Source organism: Arsenicibacter sp. R0_47 (assembly GCF_057652235.1).
Genome location: NZ_JBYFCJ010000020.1, coordinates 98,175 through 119,905, shown reverse-complemented (window position 1 = coordinate 119,905; position 21,731 = coordinate 98,175). Strand labels below are relative to the sequence as shown.

The following is a 21,731-nucleotide window of genomic DNA, read 5'->3' as shown; positions in this document are numbered from 1 at the left end:
ATGCCAAAAAAAAAGGAAGGGTCACCTTCCTTTTTTTTTGCTTTATTTTTCGGCCAGCAGGGAGATTACTCTGCGCACACCGACGAACCGGCGTTTGTAGTAATCGGCATGCAGCCAGTCATATCGAACACCGCCGTTCCAGGCTGAATGAATAAACTTAATCCGGTCTCCCTCAACTTCGACAATCATACCGACGTGGCCAATCCGGCTGCTGCCTGCACTGTGTCCTTTAAACAGGATCAGATCACCGGGCTGGGCACTTTCTTTTTCAACCGAAACACCGACACTACCCTGTGCAGCGCTGGAATGCGGTAGCATAATGCCGAATTTGTTGAAACAATACCGTGTAAATCCGGAACAATCAAATCCGCCAGGCGAAGTGCCCCCTGAACGGTAGCGGTTGGAGAGATGCTTTTTTGCGAAAGAGATAATGTCGCTCACAATTGGAATCTGCTCATAAAGAGCGGGCTCTGCGGCGGTAGATTCAACTGCATTGGGCGACGTCTGGGCCTGAACAATGCCAAACGAGACTGCCAGAAGCGCAGTCAGGAGCATTTTTCTCATCTTAATAAAAAGGTTAAGTCCAAGTTGGGATTATCCCTGCAAGTCCTCAAAAATAGGCCCGTACCGCTTTAATGCCAAATAATTATGTGGAAAGTTTTCCACATGCCAAATTTTTTAATGTTAGCCAGCGGGTATTCGTTAGATTATCAGTGAGTTACAAAATCAGGTAGTGTGGATTTAATGACACAGTTAATGTAGCCGGAACGAATAAAAAGTATATTATTTAATTTTTTTAAAAATTATAAGCTGATTATGTAAATAAAATAATAATATTGTACTTCAAATTGTTAAAAGAATGAAAGACCAACAAGCTTTATGAGATAGAGCCTTGGCCCACAGGGTTCTATCTCAATAAACTTTTTATTGAGTTGGTTAAGTAGACACATAACTTTTTGAAGAACTTTTATTTTCGACGCAATATATACTTTACTCAATGTTATGAGCCAGCCTGAACGTTGCCGGCTCCGGATGGCTCCGGCAACGTTCAGCTGGCTTTTGTTTAAGGATGCTGCTCACAACATACATCGTCCATTCCACTAAGAAGCCTGACCTCTAAAACGGCTTACCGCAAGAGTAGACTGGCAATGAATCATCAGTAATTATGGAAGAAAGCATTGCTTTATCAGTCGTTGATGCTAAAAAAAATAAACTGAAACGCCGCATCATCGACTGCCTGTATCGCGAAGGAAAAGCTACCGTATCTCAGCTTGCCCGGTTACTGCATACGAGTGTCCCGTCGGTTGCCACCTTATTAGATGAATTAACGAGTGAACAATGGCTGCACATGGTCGGTACGGCTGATGCCCAATATGGCCGCAAGCCGACACTTTATTCGCTGAATGCCGCGTATTATGCCATCGTCGTGATCGACATCCGGCTCAACGATACCAAACTGGCCGTTTTTTCACTCACTAACGAATTACTGTATAAAACAACCTTTACGTTTCCGCTGGGCCCCGACTACAGCCAGTCGGATGAACTGGCTGATGCGCTGGCTGAAATCGCCCGTGAGCTGGAAATCCGGCAGATGCAGGCCATTGGCGTCGGGGTGGCGGTACCTGGTCTGGTCGACGGCCAGCGCGGGGTTAACTACACCTATCAGCACCTTGACCGGCCCGAACTACCGTTCCGGGAGCTGATCCGGCAGTATATTCTGGCCCCGACCTACCTCATTAATGACTCCAAGGCAATCATCCTGGGCGAGCATTGGTTTGGGCTGGCGCGGACCAAAAACCAGGTCATTTCTGTCAACATCGATTGGGGTGTGGGCATCGGGGTCATTACCGGTGGCCGGGTGCTGCAGGGTGCTTCGGGGTTTGCCGGTGAACTCGGGCACATTCAGGTGCAGGAAAACGGTGAACTGTGTATGTGCGGAAAAGTAGGTTGCCTGGACACCCTGACGGGTGCATCGGCCCTGATCCGGCGGGCAAAGGCCGGTTTACAGGCAGGCCAGGCGTCACGGCTGGCAGAAGAAAATGCGGATGATATCGACGTTGAAACCATCATCAACTACGCTAATGCGGGAGATGGCTTTGCGGTTGACCTGCTGACCGACGTCGGTATGCATCTGGGAAAAGGCCTGTCGGTTGCGGTGCATCTGTTTAATCCTGAGCTGATTATCGTGAACGGGGTTTTGGCAAAAGCCGAAAAACTCATCAGCCGGCCCATTGAACAGGCCATTGCCAAATACTGCCTGGCCGATTTCCAGGGAGCGTTAAAAATCGAAATTTCGCAGCTGGGTAGTCTGGCAAAAATGTCGGGTACGCAGGCATATGTACTACAATCTTTACTAGAACAAGAACAGATTCCGTAACATGAAAAAAAGCTGGATAAGTCTGGCCATCGCCCTGTGCTGTGGCCTTTCGGTGCAGGCTCAGCAACATTCGGAGCAAAACCATTCGAAGTATATCTGGCCGGCCGATGCCGCCGTAAAACAGAAACTGGGCCAGTGGCAGGATATTAAATTCGGGCTGCTGATGCACTGGGGTACTTATAGCCAGTGGGGTGTCGTTGAGTCGTGGTCGTTATGCCCGGAAGACGAAGGCTGGTGCGTGCGCCGTGGCCCGCATGCCGGAAACTGGTACGACTACAAAAAAGCGTATGAGAACCTGCAGACGACGTTTAATCCGGTGCGTTTCAATCCGGAGCGATGGGCGCAGGCGGCTCAGCAGGCGGGTATGAAGTACATGATCTTCACGACCAAGCACCACGATGGCTTCTGCATGTTCGACTCTAAGCAGACCGACTACAAAATTACCAGCTCAAAATCACCGTTTGCGTCGAATCCGCGGAGCAACGTGACAAAAGAAATTCTGCAGGCATTCCGGCAGCAGGGATTTATGGTTGGGACCTATTTCTCGAAACCTGACTGGAATACCGACTCGTACTGGTGGCCCTATTTCCCGCCGAAAGACCGGAATGTAAGCTACGATCCGAAAAAATACCCCGAAAACTGGCAGAAATTCAGCGATTTCACCTACAACCAGATTCAGGAACTCATGACCGGCTACGGCAAGGTTGATATCCTGTGGCTGGACGGTGGCTGGGTTCGTCCGGCCAGTACCATCGACTCAACGGTAAGCTGGCAGCGGACGATTCCGTACAGTCAGGACATCAATATGGCAAAAATTGCCGGTATGGCCCGCCAGCATCAGCCGGGCTTGCTGGTGGTTGACCGTACCGTTTCGGGCGAATTTGAAAACTACGTAACGCCGGAGCAGCAGATCCCTGACCACTATATGCCGATTCCGTGGGAGACCTGCCTGACCATGGGCGACAGCTGGTCATACATCCCGAAGGAAAACTTTAAACCGGCCCGGAAACTGGTGCAGACCCTGGTCGACATCGTGGCGAAAAACGGTAACCTGCTGCTGAACGTTGCGCCGGGGCCGGATGGAGAATGGCACGAAGAAGCCTATCAGCGCCTGAAGGAAATCGGTGCCTGGATGACCGTCAACGGGGAGTCAGTGTACAACACCAAGCCGGTCGCACCATATCGTCAGGACCAATGGGCCTTTACCGCAAACGAGAAGGCAACCTACGTGTCATACCTGCCGAAAGACGACGAAAGCAAGCTCTCAGCAACCATTGAGCTGCCGTTTTCGCCGGCAACTGCCAAAACGCAGATCAGTCTGTTAGGCGTAAAGCAACCGCTGAAATGGAAAAAGGCGGGCGATAAAACGGTCGTTACCGTCACGGAGGCCGCACGGCAGCAGCTGGCCAACCAGGCGGTCTGGGTGTTCAAAGTGAGCAAATAATCAATCCAATTCCTATAACTCAATTTCTTTTTGACGCTATGAAAAAAACAATCTGCACACTAGCCCTCGGGGCCTTGCTATCGGCGCAGGTAGCATTGGCTCAGACAGCAACGTATGCCATTTTACCTAAACCCGCCCGGCTGGATGAACAGAAAGGTGCCTTTGCGGTTGGTTCTAACCTGACACTTGTACTGGAAAAAGAAAATGCAGAGGTGCGCAAACTGGCCGAATCGCTGGCGGCGCAACTCAAGGCTTCGGCTGGTTTTGCCCCTAAAATCAAGGTTGGAAAAGGCGGGAGCAACAGCATTTACTTCGATACCGAGCAAAGCGATAAACTGGGTACCGAAGGCTATTTTCTCAAGGTTTCGCCGAAGCAGGTAGTCATTACGGCGCAGGAGCCGAAAGGGTTCTTTTACGGCATGCAGTCGCTGCTCCAGCTGATGCCGGCAGAGGTGTTCAGTCCGGCGGTGGTTTCGCAGGTAACGTGGAGTGTGCCGGCCTGTTATATTGAAGATAAACCCCGCTACAGCTACCGTGGTCTGCACCTCGATGTGGGTCGCCACTTCTTTCCGGTGTCGTTCGTGAAGAAATACATCGACATGATCGCGCTGCACAAGATGAACACGTTTCACTGGCACCTGACCGAAGACCAGGGCTGGCGGATCGAAATCAAAAAGTACCCGAAGCTGACACAGCTGGGGTCGCAGCGTAAAGAAACGATGGCCGGCCGTTATGGCGAAAACCGCTACGACGGTACCCCGTATGGCGGTTTTTATACGCAGGATGAAATCCGTGAGGTAGTACGCTACGCACAAGCAAAGTACGTAACGATTATTCCCGAAATTGAAATGCCGGGTCACTCAATGGCCGTTCTGACAGGTTATCCTGAACTGGGCAGCAGCGCCGATAAAATCGTGCCGGTGGCGACCAAATGGGGCGTTTTTGATGATGTGCTGTTCCCGCGTGAAGAAACGTTTACGTTTTTGCAGGATGTGCTGACGGAAGTGATGGATCTCTTTCCGGGCCAGTACATCCATATCGGCGGCGATGAGTGTCCGAAAAAGCAGTGGAAAGAAAGCCGGTTCTGCCAGGCGCTTATGAAGAAGGAAGGGCTGAAAGACGAACATGAACTTCAGAGCTATTTTATCCGCCGGATTGATCAGTTCATCACTGCCAAAGGCCGCCGGATGATTGGCTGGGACGAAATACTGGAAGGGGGCTTATCGCCAAATGCGACGGTAATGAGCTGGCGGGGCACCGAAGGCGGTATTGCTGCTGCTAAACAAAAGCACGACGCCATTATGACACCGGGCGGTTTCTGCTACCTTGACCACTATCAGGCCGATGCAAAAACGCAGCCGATTGCCATTGGTGGTTTTACTACTGTGGAAAAAGCGTATTCGTATGAGCCGACACCGGCTGAACTGACACCGGATGAAGCAAAGCATATTATCGGTGTACAGGGTAACGTCTGGACTGAATACATGCGAACGCCGGAGTACGTGGAGTATATGACGTTTCCGCGGGCAATTGCGCTGGCCGAAGTAGGCTGGACGGATAAGGACCGCAAGAATGTGGACGATTTTAAACAACGGCTGGAGCTGCACAAAAAACGATTGGACTATCTGAATCTGAACTATTTTGGTGCTCCGATCAACGGTAACTTCAACTACCAGTGGCCGAAAGAAACTGCTCAGAAAAAGTAGTAATACCCCAAATCATGAGTTAGGTTAAACAGTTTATTGAACAAATGTTAGTAATGGCGCGGCCCGACCGCGCCATTACTTTTTCCGGGGTATCAGAAAATGTTCTGTTTGGCGTCAACAGCCAGGATTGTCACAAAAAAAGTCCCGACAGCATGCTGTCGGGACTTTTTTTGTGAGAGGTATGTCGGACTCATTGCTCTGCATCGCCATCATTTCCGTTGCCGGTTGTATCCGGCGGCGCGGTCGGCGCTTCGGTCGGTTCCTGAATAATTAGCGAATCACCGGCGGCATCGAATGAGGTTGAATCGGTTTCCGAACTACGGTCATCGTCGGAATAACCGCAGTTGAGGTAATTTTTAGCAATCGTAAACGACGGTTTCGGGAACGGGCCCTGCAAATTTCTGAATTTCGGATCGGCAAAGACCTTTTCCAGGAAGGCGCCTACCAGCGGCAGGGCTGTTTTTGCTCCTTCGCCGAGATCAGTCGTCCGGAAGTGGATACTCCGGTCATCGCCGCCGACCCACGCACCGACAACCAGATCCCGCGATACGCCCACAAACCAGCCATCGGAGTTATTGGAAGTGGTACCGGTTTTGCCGCCCATTTCCAGATTATTCTTGAAAATATTGAAGGACCATAGATTCTGTGACGTACCGCCCGGTTCCTGTAAACCGCCTTTCAGCATATGAATCATCAGGAAGGCCGACTCGGTACTGATCGCCCGTTTACGCTCTGGTGTAAAGGACTCAATCTCGTTGCCGTTGCGGTCTTCAATCCGCTGTACAATAATCGGTTCGGTATGTGTTCCTTCATTAACGAAGGTGCAATAAGCCGATACCAGTTCATACAGGGACACGTCGGAAGACCCCAGCCCGATCGACGGAACAGCCGCCAGCGGGCTCTTAATACCCAGCCGGTGTGCGTATTCAACAACCCGCTCCGGCCCCACGCGGTCGGTCAGCTGAGCCGTGATCGAGTTAATCGACCGCGCCATGGCCCGCCGCAGCGTCATGTTGGAATAGGAGAAGGAGCCGGTTGAGTTTTTCGGCCGCCAGACTTTCATCTCACCTTTCTCAACGTATTCTTTTTCAAACGGTTCGTCACGGATACGGTCGCACGGGCTCAGGTTCATGGTCGAATCGTCGATGGCCGTGGTGTAAACAAATGGCTTAAAGGTTGATCCCGGTTGCCGTTTGCCCTGCTTGACGTGGTCGTATTTAAAGTAATCGTAGTTCAGACCACCAACCCAGGCACGGATGAAACCCGTATGCGGATCCATCGCCACCATACCCGCCTGCAAAAAGCGTTTGTAATAGGCAATGGAATCAAACGGCGTCATTTCTTCTTCTTTTTCGCCGTTCCAGTCAAAAACCTTCATTTTAAACTTCCTGACCTTCATGTAGTAATTCACCGAATCGGGGCTCTGCGGGAACCGGCGAACCAGCCCTTTATACCGGTCAGTACGTTTGGCAACCGAGTCGATAAAGCCCGGAATTTCGTTACCGTCTTCATCAGTCCATGGGTTGCGGCCTTTCCAGTGGTTATTAAACGTCCGCTGGAGCTGCTTCATTTTTTCGTCAACTGCGTCTTCGGCATACGACTGCATCCGCGAATCGACCGTCGTATAGATCTTCAGACCATCGGTATAGAGGTCATATCCGTTTTCCTTTCCCCATTTTTCGACATAATCGACCACCGCGTTTTTCAGGTAATTGGCAGGGCCTGCGTATGGGTTTTCGGGGGTGAAGTCCGTTTTCAGCGGCAGGGCACTGATTGAGTCAGCCTGCTTTGCGGTCAGGAAACCATATTTAGCCATTTGTCCCAGTACCGTATTCCGGCGTTCGGTAGAGCGTTTCGGATTCCGCAGCGGGTTATAGGAGGTGGTTGCTTTCTGAAGGCCTACCAGCACGGCGCCTTCCTGAATGTTGAGGCTATCGGGTTGTTTATTGAAAAACGTCCGCGCGGCCGTTTTCAGTCCAAAGGAGTTGCTGCCAAAATCAACGGTATTGAAGTAATAGGTCAGAATTTCGTCTTTGGTAAAGGTCCGTTCCAGTTTAATGGCCATGAGCCATTCCTTCGACTTAATAATCAGCGTCCGGACAACCGGGATATACATCAATACACCTTTCGACGCATTCCGGCGGGTTTTAAAGAGGTTTTTGGCCAGCTGCTGCGTAATAGTACTTCCACCCCCACGGTCACCGCCCGTAATCACCGAGAAAAATACACCGCCCAGCGCCCTGGTATCAATACCTGAATGTTTGTAAAACCGGACGTCTTCCGTCGCGATCAGCGCATTGATCAGGTGTTTCGGGATATTCTGGTAGGTAATGGGCGTACGGTTTTCGGTGTAGAATTTGCCGATCGGTACGCCGTCGAGCGTGTAGATTTCGGAAGACTGGTTTAGTTTCGGGTTTTGCAGATCTTCAAGGCTGGGCATTGAGCCGGTCAGCCACAGAAAATTGGTTTCTAATGTAAAAACGTAAAGGGCAATGGCGAGCATAAAAAAAACAAACCCTTTCCAGAGTTTACGCAGCGCCGGATAATAAGTAGCCTCCGTATCAATAAACCGGCCGATAAAGGCCCGTTTCTGTTCCTGAAAATGGTGATAGCGTCCGGCTACCGCATCAACCCGTTCCTGACCCAGGATCCGGACTGACAGTTTATAGAGTATTTGGCCTGCTCCATGCCAGATTCCGCGCCAAAACCGGCTGATCGCCTGACCAATAGCCCGAATCCGTTCCCAAAATGCAATCATCTGATTGACAGAAAAAAGTGAGTTTTTGTGGTACACCCGTTTGCCGTTCAGGCTGGATATAGTGCGGAGCCCGGAAGGACCGCTGCCTGGCAGGAGTGTATGTTCATTTAGTGCTTGTTCCGTTGCGCCGGAAAATCAGCGCGCCAACGGATCGCAAATATAACGGAAAAAAGCCCTTTTTTATACGCAAAAAACCGGCCCTTGCTGAGGCCGGTCATATAAAAAATGCGTAATGCAATGAATCTGTCTGATTGCTGAAAACCTTACTTTGACTCAAATTTCAGCGCAACGCCATTCATACAGTAGCGAAGTCCGGTTGGCTTCGGTCCGTCTTCAAAAACGTGACCCAGGTGCCCGCGGCACACACTGCATTCTACTTCAGTACGGACCATGCCATAGCTGTGATCCGACTCTTCGGCAACCGCGTTTTTGGCAATTGGCCGGAAGAAGCTGGGCCAGCCGGTACCTGACTCAAATTTGGCATCTGAGCTGAACAGCGGATTATGACAGCCCGCGCAGTAATAGACGCCTTTTTCCTTATTATGATTCAGCGGACTGGTGCCGGCGCGCTCCGTACCTTTCTGGCGGAGTACAGCATACTGATCCGGGGTCAGGATCTTTTTCCATTCGGCGTCGGTTTTTACCACTTTCCGCGGCGGATCAACCTGGTGGTCCTGATGGGTCACCGAGGCAGTCGCCTGCGGTTGCGAAAACACAAAAGCAAACAAAAGCCCGATCAGCATCAGGCAACCGGCAATCTGAAAAAGTGTTGTAGGTTTCATACCTGAAAAACGTTTTTTGAGCACAGAAAGTTTTAAAAGACAGGGCAAGAAAAAAGACGCAGCTGTAGGATAAACCACTTACAGTCTGCGTCTTAGATTATTGAGCCGGAACTTATGGCATCAACACGGTATCAATCGAGTGAATCACACCGTTCGACTGGTATACGTTCGCGATCTGCACAACCGACGAATTGCCTTTTGAGTCGACAATAGTCAGGCCCTTATCCGTCATTTTCGCCGTAAGTGTTTCGCCGTTAACGGTTTTCAGCTTCGTCATGCCTTTACCGTCCTTAATCTTCATCATCAGTTCTTTCGAATCCAGTTTGCCTGGTACAACGTGGTAAGTCAGGATGCTGGTCAGCGTAGCTTTGTTCTCTGGTTTAACCAGGTTGTCAACCGTTCCGGCCGGCAGTTTGTTGAAAGCCGCGTTGGTTGGAGCGAATACCGTAAACGGACCCGGACCTTGCAGCGTTTCTACCAGTCCTGCCGCTTTCACGGCGGCTACCAGTGTTGTATGGTCTTTTGAATTGACAGCGTTTTCAATGATATTCTTGTTCGGGTACATCGGTGCACCACCAACAGTAACCGGAGACTGTGCCTGTGCACTGATTTGTAAACCAGCTGCGATTACGATAGCAGCCATTGCTTTTTTCACGAATTCCATAAATGAAATAGTCTTTTAGATTTTTAGATGTTTGACCGTCGCCCGGGTTTAATCAGGCGCTTTCAGGAATACATACGCGCTGTCTAAGCAAATGGTTTTCGAAAGATCCTAAGTTTTTATGCAGGCAGATGCGCTTTCAGGTAAGCAATCAATACATCAAGCCCTTTTTTATAATGGATGTTGTTTGGTACAACTAAGTCAGCTTCAGCTTTATACGGCTTAATATATTGCTGGTAAGTAGGCCGTACGTGGTACTTCCACCGGTATAAAACATCGTCCAGATCATACCCGCGTTCTTCAAAATCCCGCTTGATCCGGCGGTCAAGTTTAACCTGATTTTTAACCGAAATAAACACTTTCAGGTCCAGCAGGTCGGCAATTTCCTTGAAGTGAAACACGAAAATTCCCTCCACGACAATGATCGGAGCCGGCCGGAAAGTCAGGATCTGCGGAATGACATTTGGTTTGTTGAAGGTGTATTCTAACTGCTCCACGATATGCCCCGCCCGCAGTTGCTGGATGTGCTGGGCATACCGGTGATGATCAATTGTTTCCGGCAAATCAAAGTTATGAACACCATTTTCGTCGACCTGGATGCTGTTCAGGTCGCGGTAATAATTATCCTGAGAAATCAGACAGATTTGATCTTCGCTAAACGCACTCATCAAATCTCGCAAAAACGATGTTTTGCCAGATGCGCTGCCGCCGGTAATTCCGACAATAAACGGTTTGGTTATCATGGCGCAAAGATAAATACCGGAACTGAGTCCGTGCAGCAGGCTGAAAAAAAAGTAGGGGAATGGTTTGCTCAACCATTCCCCTCACTATGCATCTACCGGCGGTTCTAACTCCAGTCGCGGTCCCACGAATCCTTGGTATTCCATACGTCGGTAGGTGCAAACCAGGTTCCGTCTTTTTTGAGGAATCGTTTGGCCGCTTCTTCGTTCAGGTCCACACCGAGTCCCGGCCGGTCGGGTACTTTCACGAATCCGTTCTGCGCAATCGGTTTCAGGCCGGTAACAATATCTTCCCAGCCATCAACATCAACGCCGTGGTGTTCGAGTGCCACAAAGTTTTCGGTAGCCGCTGCACAGTGGACATTGGCCATCATACAAATCGGTGATCCGGCAAAGTGCATCGCCATCGGAATTCCTTTGTCTTCGGCATAGTCGCCGATTTTTTTGGTTTCCAGCAGACCGCCCGACGAGGCAAGGTCAGGGTGAATCATATCGACGGCACCCGCATCGATGAGCTTAATAAATTCTTCCTTTAGGTAAATATCTTCGCCTGTGAGGGTAGGCGTCTCAATCGCGTCGGAAATCTGTTTCCACTGATCGGTGTAGAACCACGGTACCAGGTCTTCCAGCCACGCGAGCCGGAACGGTTCCATCGCCTTACCGATCTGAATGGCCGTATTGACATCGAAATGCCCGAAGTGGTCGGCCGACATCGGGGTGTCATAACCCACGATGTCACGGACCCTGCCGACGTGGTTAACCAGCTTGTCAATCCCTTTTTTCGTTACCTGTACGCGGGTAAACGGGTGTTTGGTCATGCCATAATTCCCTGCCTTCATCTGTTTGCTGTTGCCGTACTGATTTTTTACATCCCAGACATCGGCACCGACCAGCATGCCCGGTTCGCCGGCCAGCATCCCGATCCCGAAGTCCATTTTCAGGAAGGTGAACCCCTGCGCTTTCCGTTTTTTCATATTTTCGGCAAACTCCTCGTATGTTTTTCCTTCGGGTGTATCAGCATACAGACGGACTTCATCGCGGTACTTTCCGCCCAGCAGCTGGTAGGCCGGCACATTATAGGCTTTGCCTGCCAGGTCCCACAGGGCCATTTCTACCCCGCAAACCCCGCCGGCGGCCCGCCCGTGATTGCCGAACTGTTTAAGCTGCTTAAACAGCTGTTCAACATTACACGGGTTTTTCCCCAGCAGCCGGCTCTTGAGCATCAAGGCGTAATTGGCGCTTGCGCCGTCGCGTACTTCGCCCCAGCCGACGATACCCTGATTGGTATCAATCCGGATAATCGGGCTGGTAAACGGAACTCCCTGAAGCACGGCGATGCGCATATCGGTAATTTTCAGGTCAGCTGGTTTGGACGCCCGGTTTACTTTCTGGGTGGTGTATTCGAGTTCCCGTTCGGTCTGGCCGTCGAACATCATCCCCAGCGACAAACCGCCCAGTGCCGAGTTGCGCAGGAAGGTGCGCCGGTCACCGGATGAGGGGGTCGGGGAGGCTGGATGTTTTGCCCAGTCAGGTAGTTTCAGCCGGTCTAAAATAGTTTTCATGAACAGATAAGGATTTAGGTTTTCTACATCTCTATAAGCCATTATTGGTCAGTATTTTACTTATTTCAATGTCTTTTATGATTAAATCCTAAATCTTTACTCATGAAAAAAAGTACGCTGCTTGTTTCTCTACTTACCTTGCTGGCAATCAGTGCGAAGGCGCAGATCCAGATGACAAAAGAGCAAATCCTGTTTTATACGGCCGAATGGAAAGGCGAGCGCATGGCCGATGGCCGGCCCAAGGTGTCTGATAATCTCCTGAAACGCCTTAAAAATATTTCGCTGGAGGAAGCATGGGGTATTATGCGGAAGGACGGTTACAACAGTCAGTTTGAGGGAAACTGGCAGATTATCCGGCCGGAAAAGCCAATGGTCGGCCGTGTTCTGACGGCCCAGTATATGCCGAGCCGGCCGGATATGGAAAAGCCGATTAAGGAAAAAGGAAAGGCTGAAGGCCGCAAGGGCAATACAAACTCATGGCCGATTGACCTGTTGCAGGAAAACGACGTGTATGTGGCCGACGGAATGGGGAAAATTGTCTGGGGAACCCTCATCGGCGATAACCTGGGAAACTCCATTTATGCGAAATCTAAAACCGGGGTGATTTTTGACGGCAGCGTGCGTGATCTTGAAGGGCTGGAAGAAATCGAAGGATTCAACGGCTGGGTGCGTGGTTTTGATCCGTCGTATATTCAGGATATGACGATGACCTGCATCAACTGTCCGGTCCGGATTGGCCGCGCGGTTGCGATGCCGGGTGATGTGGTACTGGCCAAAAAAGAAGGCATTATCTTTATTCCCGCCCATCTGGCCGAGAAGGTAATTCTGGAGTCAGAGTTTGTATCGTTGCAGGATAAATTCGGGCATCAGATGCTGCGCGAAGGGAAATATACACCGGGGCAGATTGATCAGCAGTGGACTGCTGAAATCAAGCAGGATTTTATCAAGTGGATTGATCAGAATCCGGCAAAGGTGCCGATGCCCCGCGCCGATCTGGATAAACTGCTGAAAAGCAAAAACTGGTAAATTGTTATAAAAAAAGGCCCCGTACGGGGCCTTTTTTATTACGAAGCTTTTATCGGGGTCATAGCAATTAGTGCTTCCAGATGCGGTGTCGGACTACCGCCCCGCTGCTCAATCGTGATGGCAAAGGCATCTACCGATCCTTTATCAATCGCATGCAGCGAATGGATACCGGTAACCGGGTCAAAGACACCCGCATCAAACGGTTTTCCGCCTTTCAGCGTCCAGAGCTGGTATTGCTGGGACGAAGGCAGAGCCGGCAGCGATGTAATATCCAGCGCCAGCTGCCCGGTTTGCTGATTCCAGTAAACGGCAAGGTTTCCGTCCGGTGCTTTGTCATTGCCTTTCAGCTGAATGATTCTGGTACCTGGCTGCCGGAGCAGGGCCATTACCTGATCCGTACCTGACCGTTGCGATTTAAGTGCATTTATATCCTGTTGCAGCGACGAGTTTGTGCTTCTGAGTGATGCCAGTGCCTGCTGATTATCGCGTAATCTGGTGATCAGAAAAAACGAAAACGCAAGTAATACTAAGCCGACAGAGGCGGCTGCAATCCAGGTGATATTATAAATCGGCCTTGTGTCCGGCATCGGAAGCACTTTGGCTTCCGGTTTTGCCTGTCCGTCAACCGGAGTTATTTCGGCAACGCCAAACGAAAGCTGACTCATAATCCGGTCGCGCAGAGCCGCAGGGGGCTCAACGCTGACAGACATGGCATATCCTTCTAATGCCAATGCCAGCTGATCTAGTTCCTGTTTAATTTCAGGGTAAATGGAAGAAAGACATTCTACCTCCCGGCGCTCCTGATCACTGGCTGCACCGAGTATGTAGGCTTCTAACGTCCCTGAAGCGATGTATTCCGCAACATTCATGAATGAAATAGCTGTTTCAGTTCTTGTAAGGCGGCCCTGATTCGTGTTTTAACGGTACCTAACGGCAGATTCAGCGTTTCGGCTGCTTCTTCGTGTGTATACCCCTTAAAGTATACCAAGTCAATTAATTCCTTCCTTTCGGGCCTTAATTGATCAACAACATCCTGAACGCCAATGTGATCCGGATTAACAGGCGGGGTGTTGTGCTGACCATCTACGATATATACGTTTTCTTCGTCAGTTCGGATTGCTTTGGTTGGATTTGGCCGGTGAGCTGCCTTGCTGGCACGTATGCTATCAATAGCTGTGTTGCGGGTAATATTTAACAGCCAGGTGAATAAACGCCCTTTGCCGGCGTCATAAGCGTCCAGATTATTCCAGATTTTTATAAATGCTTCCTGCAATAAATCTTCAGCCTGCTCTTCCTCTTGTACTATTTTAAGAAGTACACCGTAAAGAGCTGCTGAATATTGATCGTAAAGCCACTGAAATGCCTGTTGATCGCGCCGGTTAAGCTTTTCGATCAATACGCTTTCAGATACAAAGGGCTGTATGCGTTTCACTGTTTAGCTGTATAGTTTTCAGTCAAATATATTAAAAAACACATCTAAGCAATACACAAACCCGGATCTTCCTGTAATTTTTGTGAGGAATAGGCTCATTCACTGGCAAATAGTTTGTTATGACGCTATTTACCAGTGAATTGCGTTTACTAAAGCTAAAAAGATGCTGCTGGTAAGTATGTACTAATTTAAGAAGCGGTGCAATATGGCATGATAATCGCACCGGTAAAAAGTTTACGTATTCTTATTTAAAGGTTCATTTGCCTTTTACAGGACTTAGTACAGCTGTGATTCCGTGCACAATTCCGTTGGCCTGCCGTTCGTCCGGTGTGTCAATCATTGCCGTTTTGCCGGATTCGTCGAGTAGGATTATTTTATTATTGCCGGAAAGCTGCGCTGTTAAGATAATTCCGTCCAGCGTTTTTAACTGCGCTTTTCCCTGACCGGCTTTAATTTGCCGCATCAGCTCTTTGGCGTCCAGCGTACCGGCAACTACGTGATACCGGAGTGTCCGGGTGAGCACATCGCGGTTTTCTCCTTCCAGCATTGTATTCTGGGTTTGAACCGGCAGTTTCTTAAACGCAGCATTCGACGGGGCAAACAGTGTATAAGGCCCCGCACCTTTTAAGGTCTGATCGAGGTTAACGGCTTGTAAGGCGTTTTGCAGCGTTGTATAATCAGGTTGCGAACTGGTAAAGTCGCCAACTGTTGCGCGCGGGGAGGCTACGTCAATCGGAACGGTTGGTGCCGTCGTTACGGCCTTGTTGATGGCCTGACCAGTGCCGGTAGCTGCCCGTTTGGTTAAATCGGGACTTTCTGCACTTTTGGTGGCTGCTGATTCAGCAGTCATAGGCGGTGTCGTGACCGGTGTGGCATTAACACCGGTTGGCGGAGCGGTAACCTGCTGACTGTTATAATTCGACACATTGCTGTTGTTCATCATATTGCCGCTGTTAACCGATTCCTGCCGGTACGAAGCATCCTGATTCTGAACCGCACCTGCTTCCATGGCTTTATTTACGTGCTGGCCGGCAGGCGCAGAAGGCGGATTTACAGGGGCATAACCAGCCGTTGTACGATCTGACTGCATCCGGCCGTTCGTATCCGTCCGGCGTTGCATCCGGCGTTCGTCACGTTCCCGTCTGCGCATGGCTTTTTTCTCCTGCCGGCTTTGTTGTTTATCTGCCGGAGCGGCTGTAGTTTCCTGACTGAGCTGACTTTCAGGGATAATCTGTGCGTATAAGGATTGGCCGGCCAGCAGCAAACCGCCGCTGAGTAAGCCCGATAGAATGATACGTTTCATAGCGTTGAGTAGCTGATTGTACAGCGTAGTATTGTTGTTAATACAAAAAAAAGAGTGTAATCCGGTACGTACCGAACTACACTCTTTAAAACCGGTCGACTAAGTAAATGTTTCCGGCCGTGCTAAATCTGCACTATAATTTCATCGTCAGCGCTATCCGCTTACGGGCCATATCCACTTCTGTAACCTTTACCTGTACTTTCTGATGAACCCGAACCACTTCACGCGGGTCTTTGACAAACTGGTGCGATAACTGCGAGATGTGCACCAGACCGTCCTGCTTCACGCCAATGTCTACGAATGCCCCGAAAGCGGTCACGTTGGTCACGACGCCGCTCAGTACCATACCTTCATGGAGATCTTCCATGGTCCGGATGCGGGCGTCGTATTCAAAATCAGACAGCGGTTCGCGCGGGTCACGGCCGGGTTTCTCAAGTTCGGCCAGAATGTCGCGCAGGGTCGGTAAGCCGATTGTCTGCGTTACATAACGCTCCGGCTTAATCTGTTTCCGCAGGTCGGGACGTTTGATCAGGTCGGCCACCGTAGTATTCAGATCACCGGCCATTTTTTCCACCACGGCATAACTTTCCGGGTGAACCGCACTGTTGTCGAGCGGATTACGGGCACCGTCGATCCGCAGGAAACCGGCACATTGCTCATAGGCTTTCGGGCCGAGGCGCGGCACTTTTTTCAGTTGATCGCGGGAGGAGAACGGTCCGTTCTGGGCGCGGAACTGCACAATGTTATTCGCCAGTTGCGGGCCGAGCCCCGACACATAACGCAGCAGGTGCGCACTGGCAGTGTTCAGGGATACACCAACCTGGTTCACGCAGCTTTCAACAATGCCGTCGAGGCTTTTCTTCAGGTCGCCCTGATCGACATCGTGCTGGTATTGGCCGACACCGATTGATTTCGGGTCAATTTTGACCAGTTCGGCCAGCGGGTCCATGAGCCGGCGACCAATCGAAACCGCACCCCGCACCGTCACGTCCTTATCCGGAAATTCTTCGCGGGCCACGTCGGAGGCCGAATAGACCGAAGCACCCTGCTCGCTTACCACAAAAATCGAAACCGTATGGGAGAACGTCAGGCTGCGGACAAAATCTTCGGTTTCGCGGCCGGCCGTACCGTTACCAATGGCAATGGCTTCAATATGATGCTGTTGTACCAGCTTCAGGACTGTAAACGTCGCCTGCTGCTTAGCCGAATCGGACATGAACAGGTGAATGACGGTATCGGTCAGGAGGTTGCCCTGGGCATCGAGCACCACAACTTTACAGCCGGTCCGGTAGCCCGGGTCGATGGCCAGTACGCGTTTCTGGCCAAGGGGCGAACTCAGCAGCAGCTGCCGCAGGTTATCGGCAAAAATCCGGATTGCTTCCTGATCGGCCTTTTGCTTCGACAGGTTGTCGAATTCCGTTTCAATCGATGGTTTAAGCAGCCGTTTATAGCCATCGCGCACAGCCAGTTCGACCTGATCCTGACAGGCGGGGGTGGCACGGAACGACACAAACTGGCGTTGCAGGCGCTCAACGGCCGCGTCTTCATCCGGACTGATGCTGACCGACAGAAACCCTTCGGCTTCTCCCCGCCGGATGGCCAGCAGCCGGTGCGACGGCACGCGCCGCAGCGGTTCGGCAAAATCAAAGTAATCCTTGAACTTGACGCCCTCGGTTTCCTTGTTTTTTTTGACAACGGCGCGGATAATGGCTTCCCGTTCGAAAATGTTCCGGATCCGCTGGCGGGCGTCGGTATCCTCGCTGACCCGTTCCGCCAGAATGTCGCGGGCGCCTTGTAAGGCATCGGCCACCGTCGGGACAGCATCGCTCAGATAGCGTTCGGCTACCCGTTCCGGATCCCGTTCCTTCTGGTCAAAAAGCAGGTTGGCGAGCGGTTCCAGCCCCCGCTCGATGGCAATGGTGGCGCGGGTTTTCCGCTTCGGTTTATACGGCAGATAAAGGTCTTCCAGATCGGTGAGGGTATCGGCCGCTTCAATTTTTTTCTGTAGTTCGGGCGTCAGTTTACCCTGTTCACTAATCGATTTCAGGATGGCTTCCCGACGTTTGTCGAGTTCCTGAAGTTTTTGGTATGTATCGCGGATGGCCGAGATCTGAACCTCGTCCAGTTGATTGGTCGCTTCTTTCCGGTAGCGGGCAATAAACGGTACGGTAGCCCCGCCGTCGAGCAGCTGAATCGTGTTCGCAACCTGCCGGCTATTCAGGTTCAGTAGACCGGCAATGCGGTGATCATACGTTTGGGTCATGAAAATTTAGTAAAGCAATCAAAACGCAAAAAAAGCCGGTTCCGTGGTTCAGGGCAACTTTTTTTGTGTTTGTGTCGCAATTAGGCCAAAATAAAAATCGCCGGTGTTGGCCGGCGATTTGCAATTATATCTGTATCAGGATTAAGCAATCCGCAGGCTGCTGAAGCGTTGTTGCAGCAGATAGTAGCCACCGAACAGGACAGTGCTGAAAACCAGATCACCGCACACACCATTCAGGAAAAACGACTGCCCGTTGTAGAATGCCAGACCAGCAGTGTAGCAGGTAAACAGGCCCTGCATGTCCTGGGTATAGTAGGTTGATCCATACCAGACGGCAAAGTTAGTGATCAGGAAAAACAGCACCGATGAGGCGATCGCTGAGGCAGCCACGCGGCCGGCCGTCGGGCGGCGCAGGGCGACCATGCCGATTACCCAGGTCAGGGCAAAACTAACGTACACCGAAAGCATATTGCCGTGGAAACCGATCAGGGCATCGCTCAGCAACATGGCCAGCATCGGAATGATCAACCCTAACCACTTTTTCTCAAACTTAGCGGCACCAAAAAGCGCCATGGCAGCAATTGGTGTGAAGTTTGGCCAGTGTGGTAATAACCGGAATAAGGCGGCTAATAAAACAATGGATGTTACGGTTGTCAGGCGAATGCTTATTGGTTTCATGTTACAATGTTCAGAATACGTCTTGCAAAGATATTGCATTTTTTGATAGGCGGAACGCAAAATAAACCGACAAGGCTGACAAAGATTGTACTGTTGCGACGGAGTTTTCACCGGATTGGCTGATCCCGTCTATTTATCAGGCCGGTTGCTACCGGTAAATACCTATACCGAAACCCAGAGAAAAGACACAAAAGAAATGTACAGAAATGCTTCTGCAATCTGCTGCGCGGCCCCGATACCCGTTACCGGATCAGCTCCTGCCGGCTGCCGGCGATACCAGCGGGCAATGCCAAACCGCACGCCTGAGAGCGGAAGCAGGAAAAGACCATAAATCCAGAGACCACTGTAGAGTACCAGGCCAATCAGCGGTACAAGCGCCAGCAGTCCGGCCACGACGAAGTTAGCACCGGACAATTCCGTGATGCGGTTGGGGGACGGTAGGGTAAGCGCCAGAAAGCGGCTGAGACTGTGAACAACCAGCAGTTGCAGGGCCATGTCCCATGAAAAGACGCGCACCGTCAGCATGGTGTGCATGGTGACCAGCTTAATGGCTAACAGCCCCGTCAGGGCTACAATGCCGTTGGCGGTCAGGCTATTGCCGGGCGAGCCGGATTGGCTGATAACGGTCGTAAATGAGGCTTCGGCCCGGGCGCGGCTAAGCCAGACACTGACCAGCAGGCTGACCAGCACCGCCAGTTCATTCGGAAACAGAAACTGACCTGCCCAAAAAACGGCAGCGGCGATACCGCCGGTAAGCCAGCCGGCAAGGGGATATAAAAGGGCTTGTTTACTCGTTTGCGGGGGTAAAAACAATGTTCTCATAAATAGCCGAAAGGGGCAGCGAGAGCGCTATGTGTTCCAGAAAAAGCACCTGATCGGGCCGATCAAATACTTCATATTTCCAGAAATGAACATTCCGGCTATATAGTTCAATGTGGTACTCATATTGGGAAATGAGCAGGTAATGCATCAGCGACGGCATCCGCTGGTACTGCTGCCATTTAAAGCTGCGGTCATGGTCGGTCGTTGATCTGGCCAATACCTCGGCAATGAGCGTTGGCTGCTTTACAACAAACCGTGCCTGTAAGTCGTCGGGGTGGCAGGTGAGCATGATGTCCGGATAGGGGTAATAGACATCCCGGATTACTTCCAGTTTGACACTTTCTGAAAACACCCGACACCCTTGCGGACGGAAATGCTCCCGCAGCGCAAACGTTGTATTTAAGACAATTTCATTGTGATTCAGTGACGTTCCGGCCATGGCGAAAACTTCGCCTCTATAAAATTCATGGCGGACCTCACTGGTTTCTTCCAGAGCAAAGTACTCACTTGCGGAAAGACGTTTTTCGTACCGGGTTGATTGCATGGTATTGAGGTTTCAAATCTGAAAGCTTTTCTGCCCCGCTTCAGACGTTATTCCTACCGGTGATTTCCGGACAACATTAAATGGTATCACACCACATAGGCACATAGAAAAACAAAGATACCTTACTTTTTATGTGATCGATGTACCTATGCGGTGTACGTATGTAACGATTGATATCGTATGCTCAGTTAACCAATCGTCGGCGTATCGAGTTCGGCGAGGGAGGCGAGGATTTCCTCCTGCGTGACTTCGTGCTCAACCAGTTTACCCGACAGGTACTGGTCATAGGCCGCCATGTCGAAGTGGCCGTGGCCGCACAGGTTAAACAGAATAGTTTTGCTCTTGCCTTCCTCTTTGGCAATATCTGCTTCCCGGATAGCGGTCGCAATCGCGTGGGTGGCTTCCGGTGCCGGGATAATGCCCTCGGCACGGGCAAACTTAATGCCGGCGTCGAAGCATTCGAGCTGTTTAAGCGCCTGGGCCTCAATGAGACCGTCGTTCAGCAACTGACTCACAATGGCCCCGGCTCCGTGGTAGCGCAGACCACCGGCATGGATTGGTGCCGGGATAAAGTTATGGCCCAGCGTGTACATCGGCAGGAGCGGGGTCATACCGACAGTATCGCCCAGATCGTAGCGGAAGACACCACGGGTCAGTTTCGGGCAGGAGGCCGGTTCGGCCGCAATGCAGCGGACGTTGCCCTTGCCCTCAAGATTGTACCGCAGGAACGGGAACGCAATACCCGCAAAGTTGGAGCCGCCACCGAAGGGAGCCCGACAATATCGGGGAAGTCGCCGGCCTGCTCCAGCTGTTTGATGGATTCCAGACCAATCACGGTCTGGTGCATCAACACGTGGTTCAGTACCGAGCCGAGGGCGTATTTTGTGTTATCGTCCTGCATGGCCAGTTCAACGGCCTCCGAAATGGCAATGCCCAGGCTGCCCGGCGAATCAGGGTCCTGCGACAGAATTTTCCGGCCGGATTCGGTACGGGTAGACGGCGACGGGTAAACGGTTGCTCCCCACGTGTTCATCATCATTTTCCGGTAAGGCTTGCCTTCGTAGCTGGCCTTAACCATGTAGACTTCACACTCAATGCCGAACAGCTGGCAGGCAAAGCTCAGGGCGCTTCCCCACTGACCGGCACCGGTTTCGGTCGTAATCCGTTTCACGCCTTCCTGCTTGTTGTAATACGCCTGCGGGATAGCGGTGTTCGGCTTGTGTGATCCGGCGGGACTTACCCCTTCGTATTTATAGTAGATTTTAGCGGGCGTATCCAGCATTTTCTCCAGCCCGTATGCCCGGAACAGCGGGGTTGGCCGCCAGATTTTGTACATCTCACGGACTTCATCGGGGATTGATACCCATTTATCGCCGGAAACCTCCTGTTTAATGAGTTCCATCGGGAAAAGCGGCATCAGCATCTCGGGGCCAATCGGCTCTTTGGTACCCGGATGCAGTGGCGGCAGTGGTTTGTTGGGCATATCGGCCACGATGTTGTACCACTGTTCAGGGATTTCGGCTTCAGACAAGGTGTATTTTTTCTGTGCCATTCGGTTTACTGGTTTAAGGGTAATAGTTTCGTTTTCCGGTCCGGACGGGTGTCGGATCCTGCGGCCCAATTTACCAATAAA

General features: G+C 51.1%; 17 protein-coding genes and 1 pseudogene. 4 read left to right on the top strand and 14 right to left on the bottom strand.

From position 1 onward, the window contains the following. Positions 1-42: 42 nt before the first annotated feature. A complete protein-coding gene (locus AC23NW_RS25510) occupies positions 43-564 on the bottom strand; it encodes a C40 family peptidase (RefSeq protein ID WP_293833186.1) in 522 nt (173 codons plus the stop codon). A 601-nt stretch (positions 565-1,165) separates the two neighbouring features. Between AC23NW_RS25510 and AC23NW_RS25505 the strand changes: the two genes are divergently transcribed. From AC23NW_RS25505 to AC23NW_RS25495, 3 genes are read left to right on the top strand one after another with little or no spacing between them, the layout of a single operon-like run. Beyond that, positions 1,166-2,377, top strand: coding sequence for an ROK family transcriptional regulator (locus AC23NW_RS25505; protein ID WP_293833187.1), 1,212 nt, complete (start codon positions 1,166-1,168; stop codon positions 2,375-2,377). 1 nt (position 2,378) lies between these two features. After that, on the top strand, positions 2,379-3,821 hold the full coding sequence (locus AC23NW_RS25500) for an alpha-L-fucosidase (RefSeq protein WP_487453012.1): 1,443 nt from the start codon (positions 2,379-2,381) through the stop codon (positions 3,819-3,821). A 38-nt stretch (positions 3,822-3,859) separates the two neighbouring features. Further along, complete coding sequence (locus AC23NW_RS25495; RefSeq protein ID WP_487453010.1) at positions 3,860-5,527, top strand: beta-N-acetylhexosaminidase; 1,668 nt, start codon at positions 3,860-3,862, stop codon at positions 5,525-5,527. Between the two features lie 190 nt (positions 5,528-5,717). Here the strand turns inward: AC23NW_RS25495 and AC23NW_RS25490 are convergent, their stop codons facing one another. The 5 genes from AC23NW_RS25490 to AC23NW_RS25470 all read right to left on the bottom strand — a co-directional run bounded on the left by AC23NW_RS25490 (position 5,718) and on the right by AC23NW_RS25470 (position 12,030). Beyond that, positions 5,718-8,285: a penicillin-binding protein 1A gene (locus AC23NW_RS25490; RefSeq protein WP_487453009.1), complete on the bottom strand. Its 2,568-nt coding sequence runs from the start codon at positions 8,283-8,285 to the stop codon at positions 5,718-5,720. A gap of 263 nt (positions 8,286-8,548) precedes the next feature. Then, positions 8,549-9,067: a peptide-methionine (R)-S-oxide reductase MsrB gene (gene msrB / locus AC23NW_RS25485; protein ID WP_487453007.1), complete on the bottom strand. Its 519-nt coding sequence runs from the start codon at positions 9,065-9,067 to the stop codon at positions 8,549-8,551. Positions 9,068-9,179: 112 nt separating this feature from the next. Next, positions 9,180-9,731, bottom strand: coding sequence for a fasciclin domain-containing protein (locus AC23NW_RS25480; RefSeq protein ID WP_487453005.1), 552 nt, complete (start codon positions 9,729-9,731; stop codon positions 9,180-9,182). 116 nt (positions 9,732-9,847) lie between these two features. Continuing rightward, complete coding sequence (gene udk, locus AC23NW_RS25475) at positions 9,848-10,471, bottom strand: uridine kinase (protein ID WP_293833199.1); 624 nt, start codon at positions 10,469-10,471, stop codon at positions 9,848-9,850. A gap of 104 nt (positions 10,472-10,575) precedes the next feature. After that, entirely contained in the window at positions 10,576-12,030 is a 1,455-nt protein-coding gene (locus AC23NW_RS25470) for a mandelate racemase/muconate lactonizing enzyme family protein (RefSeq protein ID WP_487453003.1), read from the bottom strand. A 102-nt stretch (positions 12,031-12,132) separates the two neighbouring features. On the opposite strand from AC23NW_RS25470, the gene AC23NW_RS25465 reads away from it, so the two are divergent. Continuing rightward, entirely contained in the window at positions 12,133-13,056 is a 924-nt protein-coding gene (locus AC23NW_RS25465) for an RraA family protein (protein ID WP_293833203.1), read from the top strand. Positions 13,057-13,094: 38 nt separating this feature from the next. Here AC23NW_RS25465 and AC23NW_RS25460 read toward each other — a convergent pair whose 3' ends face one another. The 8 genes and pseudogenes from AC23NW_RS25460 to AC23NW_RS25425 all read right to left on the bottom strand — a co-directional run bounded on the left by AC23NW_RS25460 (position 13,095) and on the right by AC23NW_RS25425 (position 21,650). Continuing rightward, positions 13,095-13,925 carry an anti-sigma factor gene (locus AC23NW_RS25460; protein ID WP_293833204.1) on the bottom strand — a complete coding sequence of 277 codons (831 nt, stop codon included), beginning with the start codon at positions 13,923-13,925 and terminating at the stop codon, positions 13,095-13,097. Further along, positions 13,922-14,488, bottom strand: coding sequence for an RNA polymerase sigma factor (locus AC23NW_RS25455; protein WP_293833206.1), 567 nt, complete (start codon positions 14,486-14,488; stop codon positions 13,922-13,924). Before AC23NW_RS25455 ends, AC23NW_RS25460 begins: the two co-directional genes overlap by 4 nt. 256 nt (positions 14,489-14,744) lie before the next feature. Then, a complete protein-coding gene (locus AC23NW_RS25450) occupies positions 14,745-15,791 on the bottom strand; it encodes a fasciclin domain-containing protein (RefSeq protein ID WP_487453000.1) in 1,047 nt (348 codons plus the stop codon). A gap of 133 nt (positions 15,792-15,924) precedes the next feature. Further along, positions 15,925-18,054 (bottom strand): Tex family protein, encoded by a 2,130-nt coding sequence (locus AC23NW_RS25445; RefSeq protein ID WP_293833210.1) that lies wholly within the window; start codon positions 18,052-18,054, stop codon positions 15,925-15,927. Positions 18,055-18,195: 141 nt separating this feature from the next. Then, the gene (locus AC23NW_RS25440) at positions 18,196-18,732 is read right to left on the bottom strand and encodes a DUF6580 family putative transport protein (RefSeq protein WP_487452999.1); all 537 of its coding nucleotides are present in this window, start codon (positions 18,730-18,732) and stop codon (positions 18,196-18,198) included. 162 nt (positions 18,733-18,894) lie between these two features. Next, a complete protein-coding gene (locus AC23NW_RS25435; protein WP_487452997.1) occupies positions 18,895-19,554 on the bottom strand; it encodes an adenosylcobinamide-GDP ribazoletransferase in 660 nt (219 codons plus the stop codon). Next, complete coding sequence (locus tag AC23NW_RS25430) at positions 19,520-20,098, bottom strand: Uma2 family endonuclease (RefSeq protein ID WP_487452995.1); 579 nt, start codon at positions 20,096-20,098, stop codon at positions 19,520-19,522. The genes AC23NW_RS25435 and AC23NW_RS25430 overlap by 35 nt, the downstream gene beginning before the upstream one ends. A gap of 188 nt (positions 20,099-20,286) precedes the next feature. Beyond that, positions 20,287-21,650: pseudogene (locus AC23NW_RS25425) on the bottom strand (TrpB-like pyridoxal phosphate-dependent enzyme). Between the last annotated feature and the right edge of the window lie 81 nt (positions 21,651-21,731).

Excerpts from the sequence above, each read along its gene's own strand:
- AC23NW_RS25510 (WP_293833186.1), bottom strand. The coding sequence starts at position 564 with ATGAGAAAAATGCTCCTGACTGCGCTTCTGGCAGTCTCGTTTGGCATT.
- AC23NW_RS25505 (WP_293833187.1), top strand. The coding sequence starts at position 1,166 with ATGGAAGAAAGCATTGCTTTATCAGTCGTTGATGCTAAAAAAAATAAA.
- AC23NW_RS25500 (WP_487453012.1), top strand. The coding sequence starts at position 2,379 with ATGAAAAAAAGCTGGATAAGTCTGGCCATCGCCCTGTGCTGTGGCCTT.
- AC23NW_RS25495 (WP_487453010.1), top strand. The coding sequence starts at position 3,860 with ATGAAAAAAACAATCTGCACACTAGCCCTCGGGGCCTTGCTATCGGCG.
- AC23NW_RS25490 (WP_487453009.1), bottom strand. The coding sequence starts at position 8,285 with ATGATTGCATTTTGGGAACGGATTCGGGCTATTGGTCAGGCGATCAGC.
- msrB (WP_487453007.1), bottom strand. The coding sequence starts at position 9,067 with ATGAAACCTACAACACTTTTTCAGATTGCCGGTTGCCTGATGCTGATC.
- AC23NW_RS25480 (WP_487453005.1), bottom strand. The coding sequence starts at position 9,731 with ATGGAATTCGTGAAAAAAGCAATGGCTGCTATCGTAATCGCAGCTGGT.
- udk (WP_293833199.1), bottom strand. The coding sequence starts at position 10,471 with ATGATAACCAAACCGTTTATTGTCGGAATTACCGGCGGCAGCGCATCT.
- AC23NW_RS25470 (WP_487453003.1), bottom strand. The coding sequence starts at position 12,030 with ATGAAAACTATTTTAGACCGGCTGAAACTACCTGACTGGGCAAAACAT.
- AC23NW_RS25465 (WP_293833203.1), top strand. The coding sequence starts at position 12,133 with ATGAAAAAAAGTACGCTGCTTGTTTCTCTACTTACCTTGCTGGCAATC.
- AC23NW_RS25460 (WP_293833204.1), bottom strand. The coding sequence starts at position 13,925 with ATGAATGTTGCGGAATACATCGCTTCAGGGACGTTAGAAGCCTACATA.
- AC23NW_RS25450 (WP_487453000.1), bottom strand. The coding sequence starts at position 15,791 with ATGAAACGTATCATTCTATCGGGCTTACTCAGCGGCGGTTTGCTGCTG.
- AC23NW_RS25445 (WP_293833210.1), bottom strand. The coding sequence starts at position 18,054 with ATGACCCAAACGTATGATCACCGCATTGCCGGTCTACTGAACCTGAAT.
- AC23NW_RS25440 (WP_487452999.1), bottom strand. The coding sequence starts at position 18,732 with ATGAAACCAATAAGCATTCGCCTGACAACCGTAACATCCATTGTTTTA.
- AC23NW_RS25435 (WP_487452997.1), bottom strand. The coding sequence starts at position 19,554 with ATGAGAACATTGTTTTTACCCCCGCAAACGAGTAAACAAGCCCTTTTA.
- AC23NW_RS25430 (WP_487452995.1), bottom strand. The coding sequence starts at position 20,098 with ATGCAATCAACCCGGTACGAAAAACGTCTTTCCGCAAGTGAGTACTTT.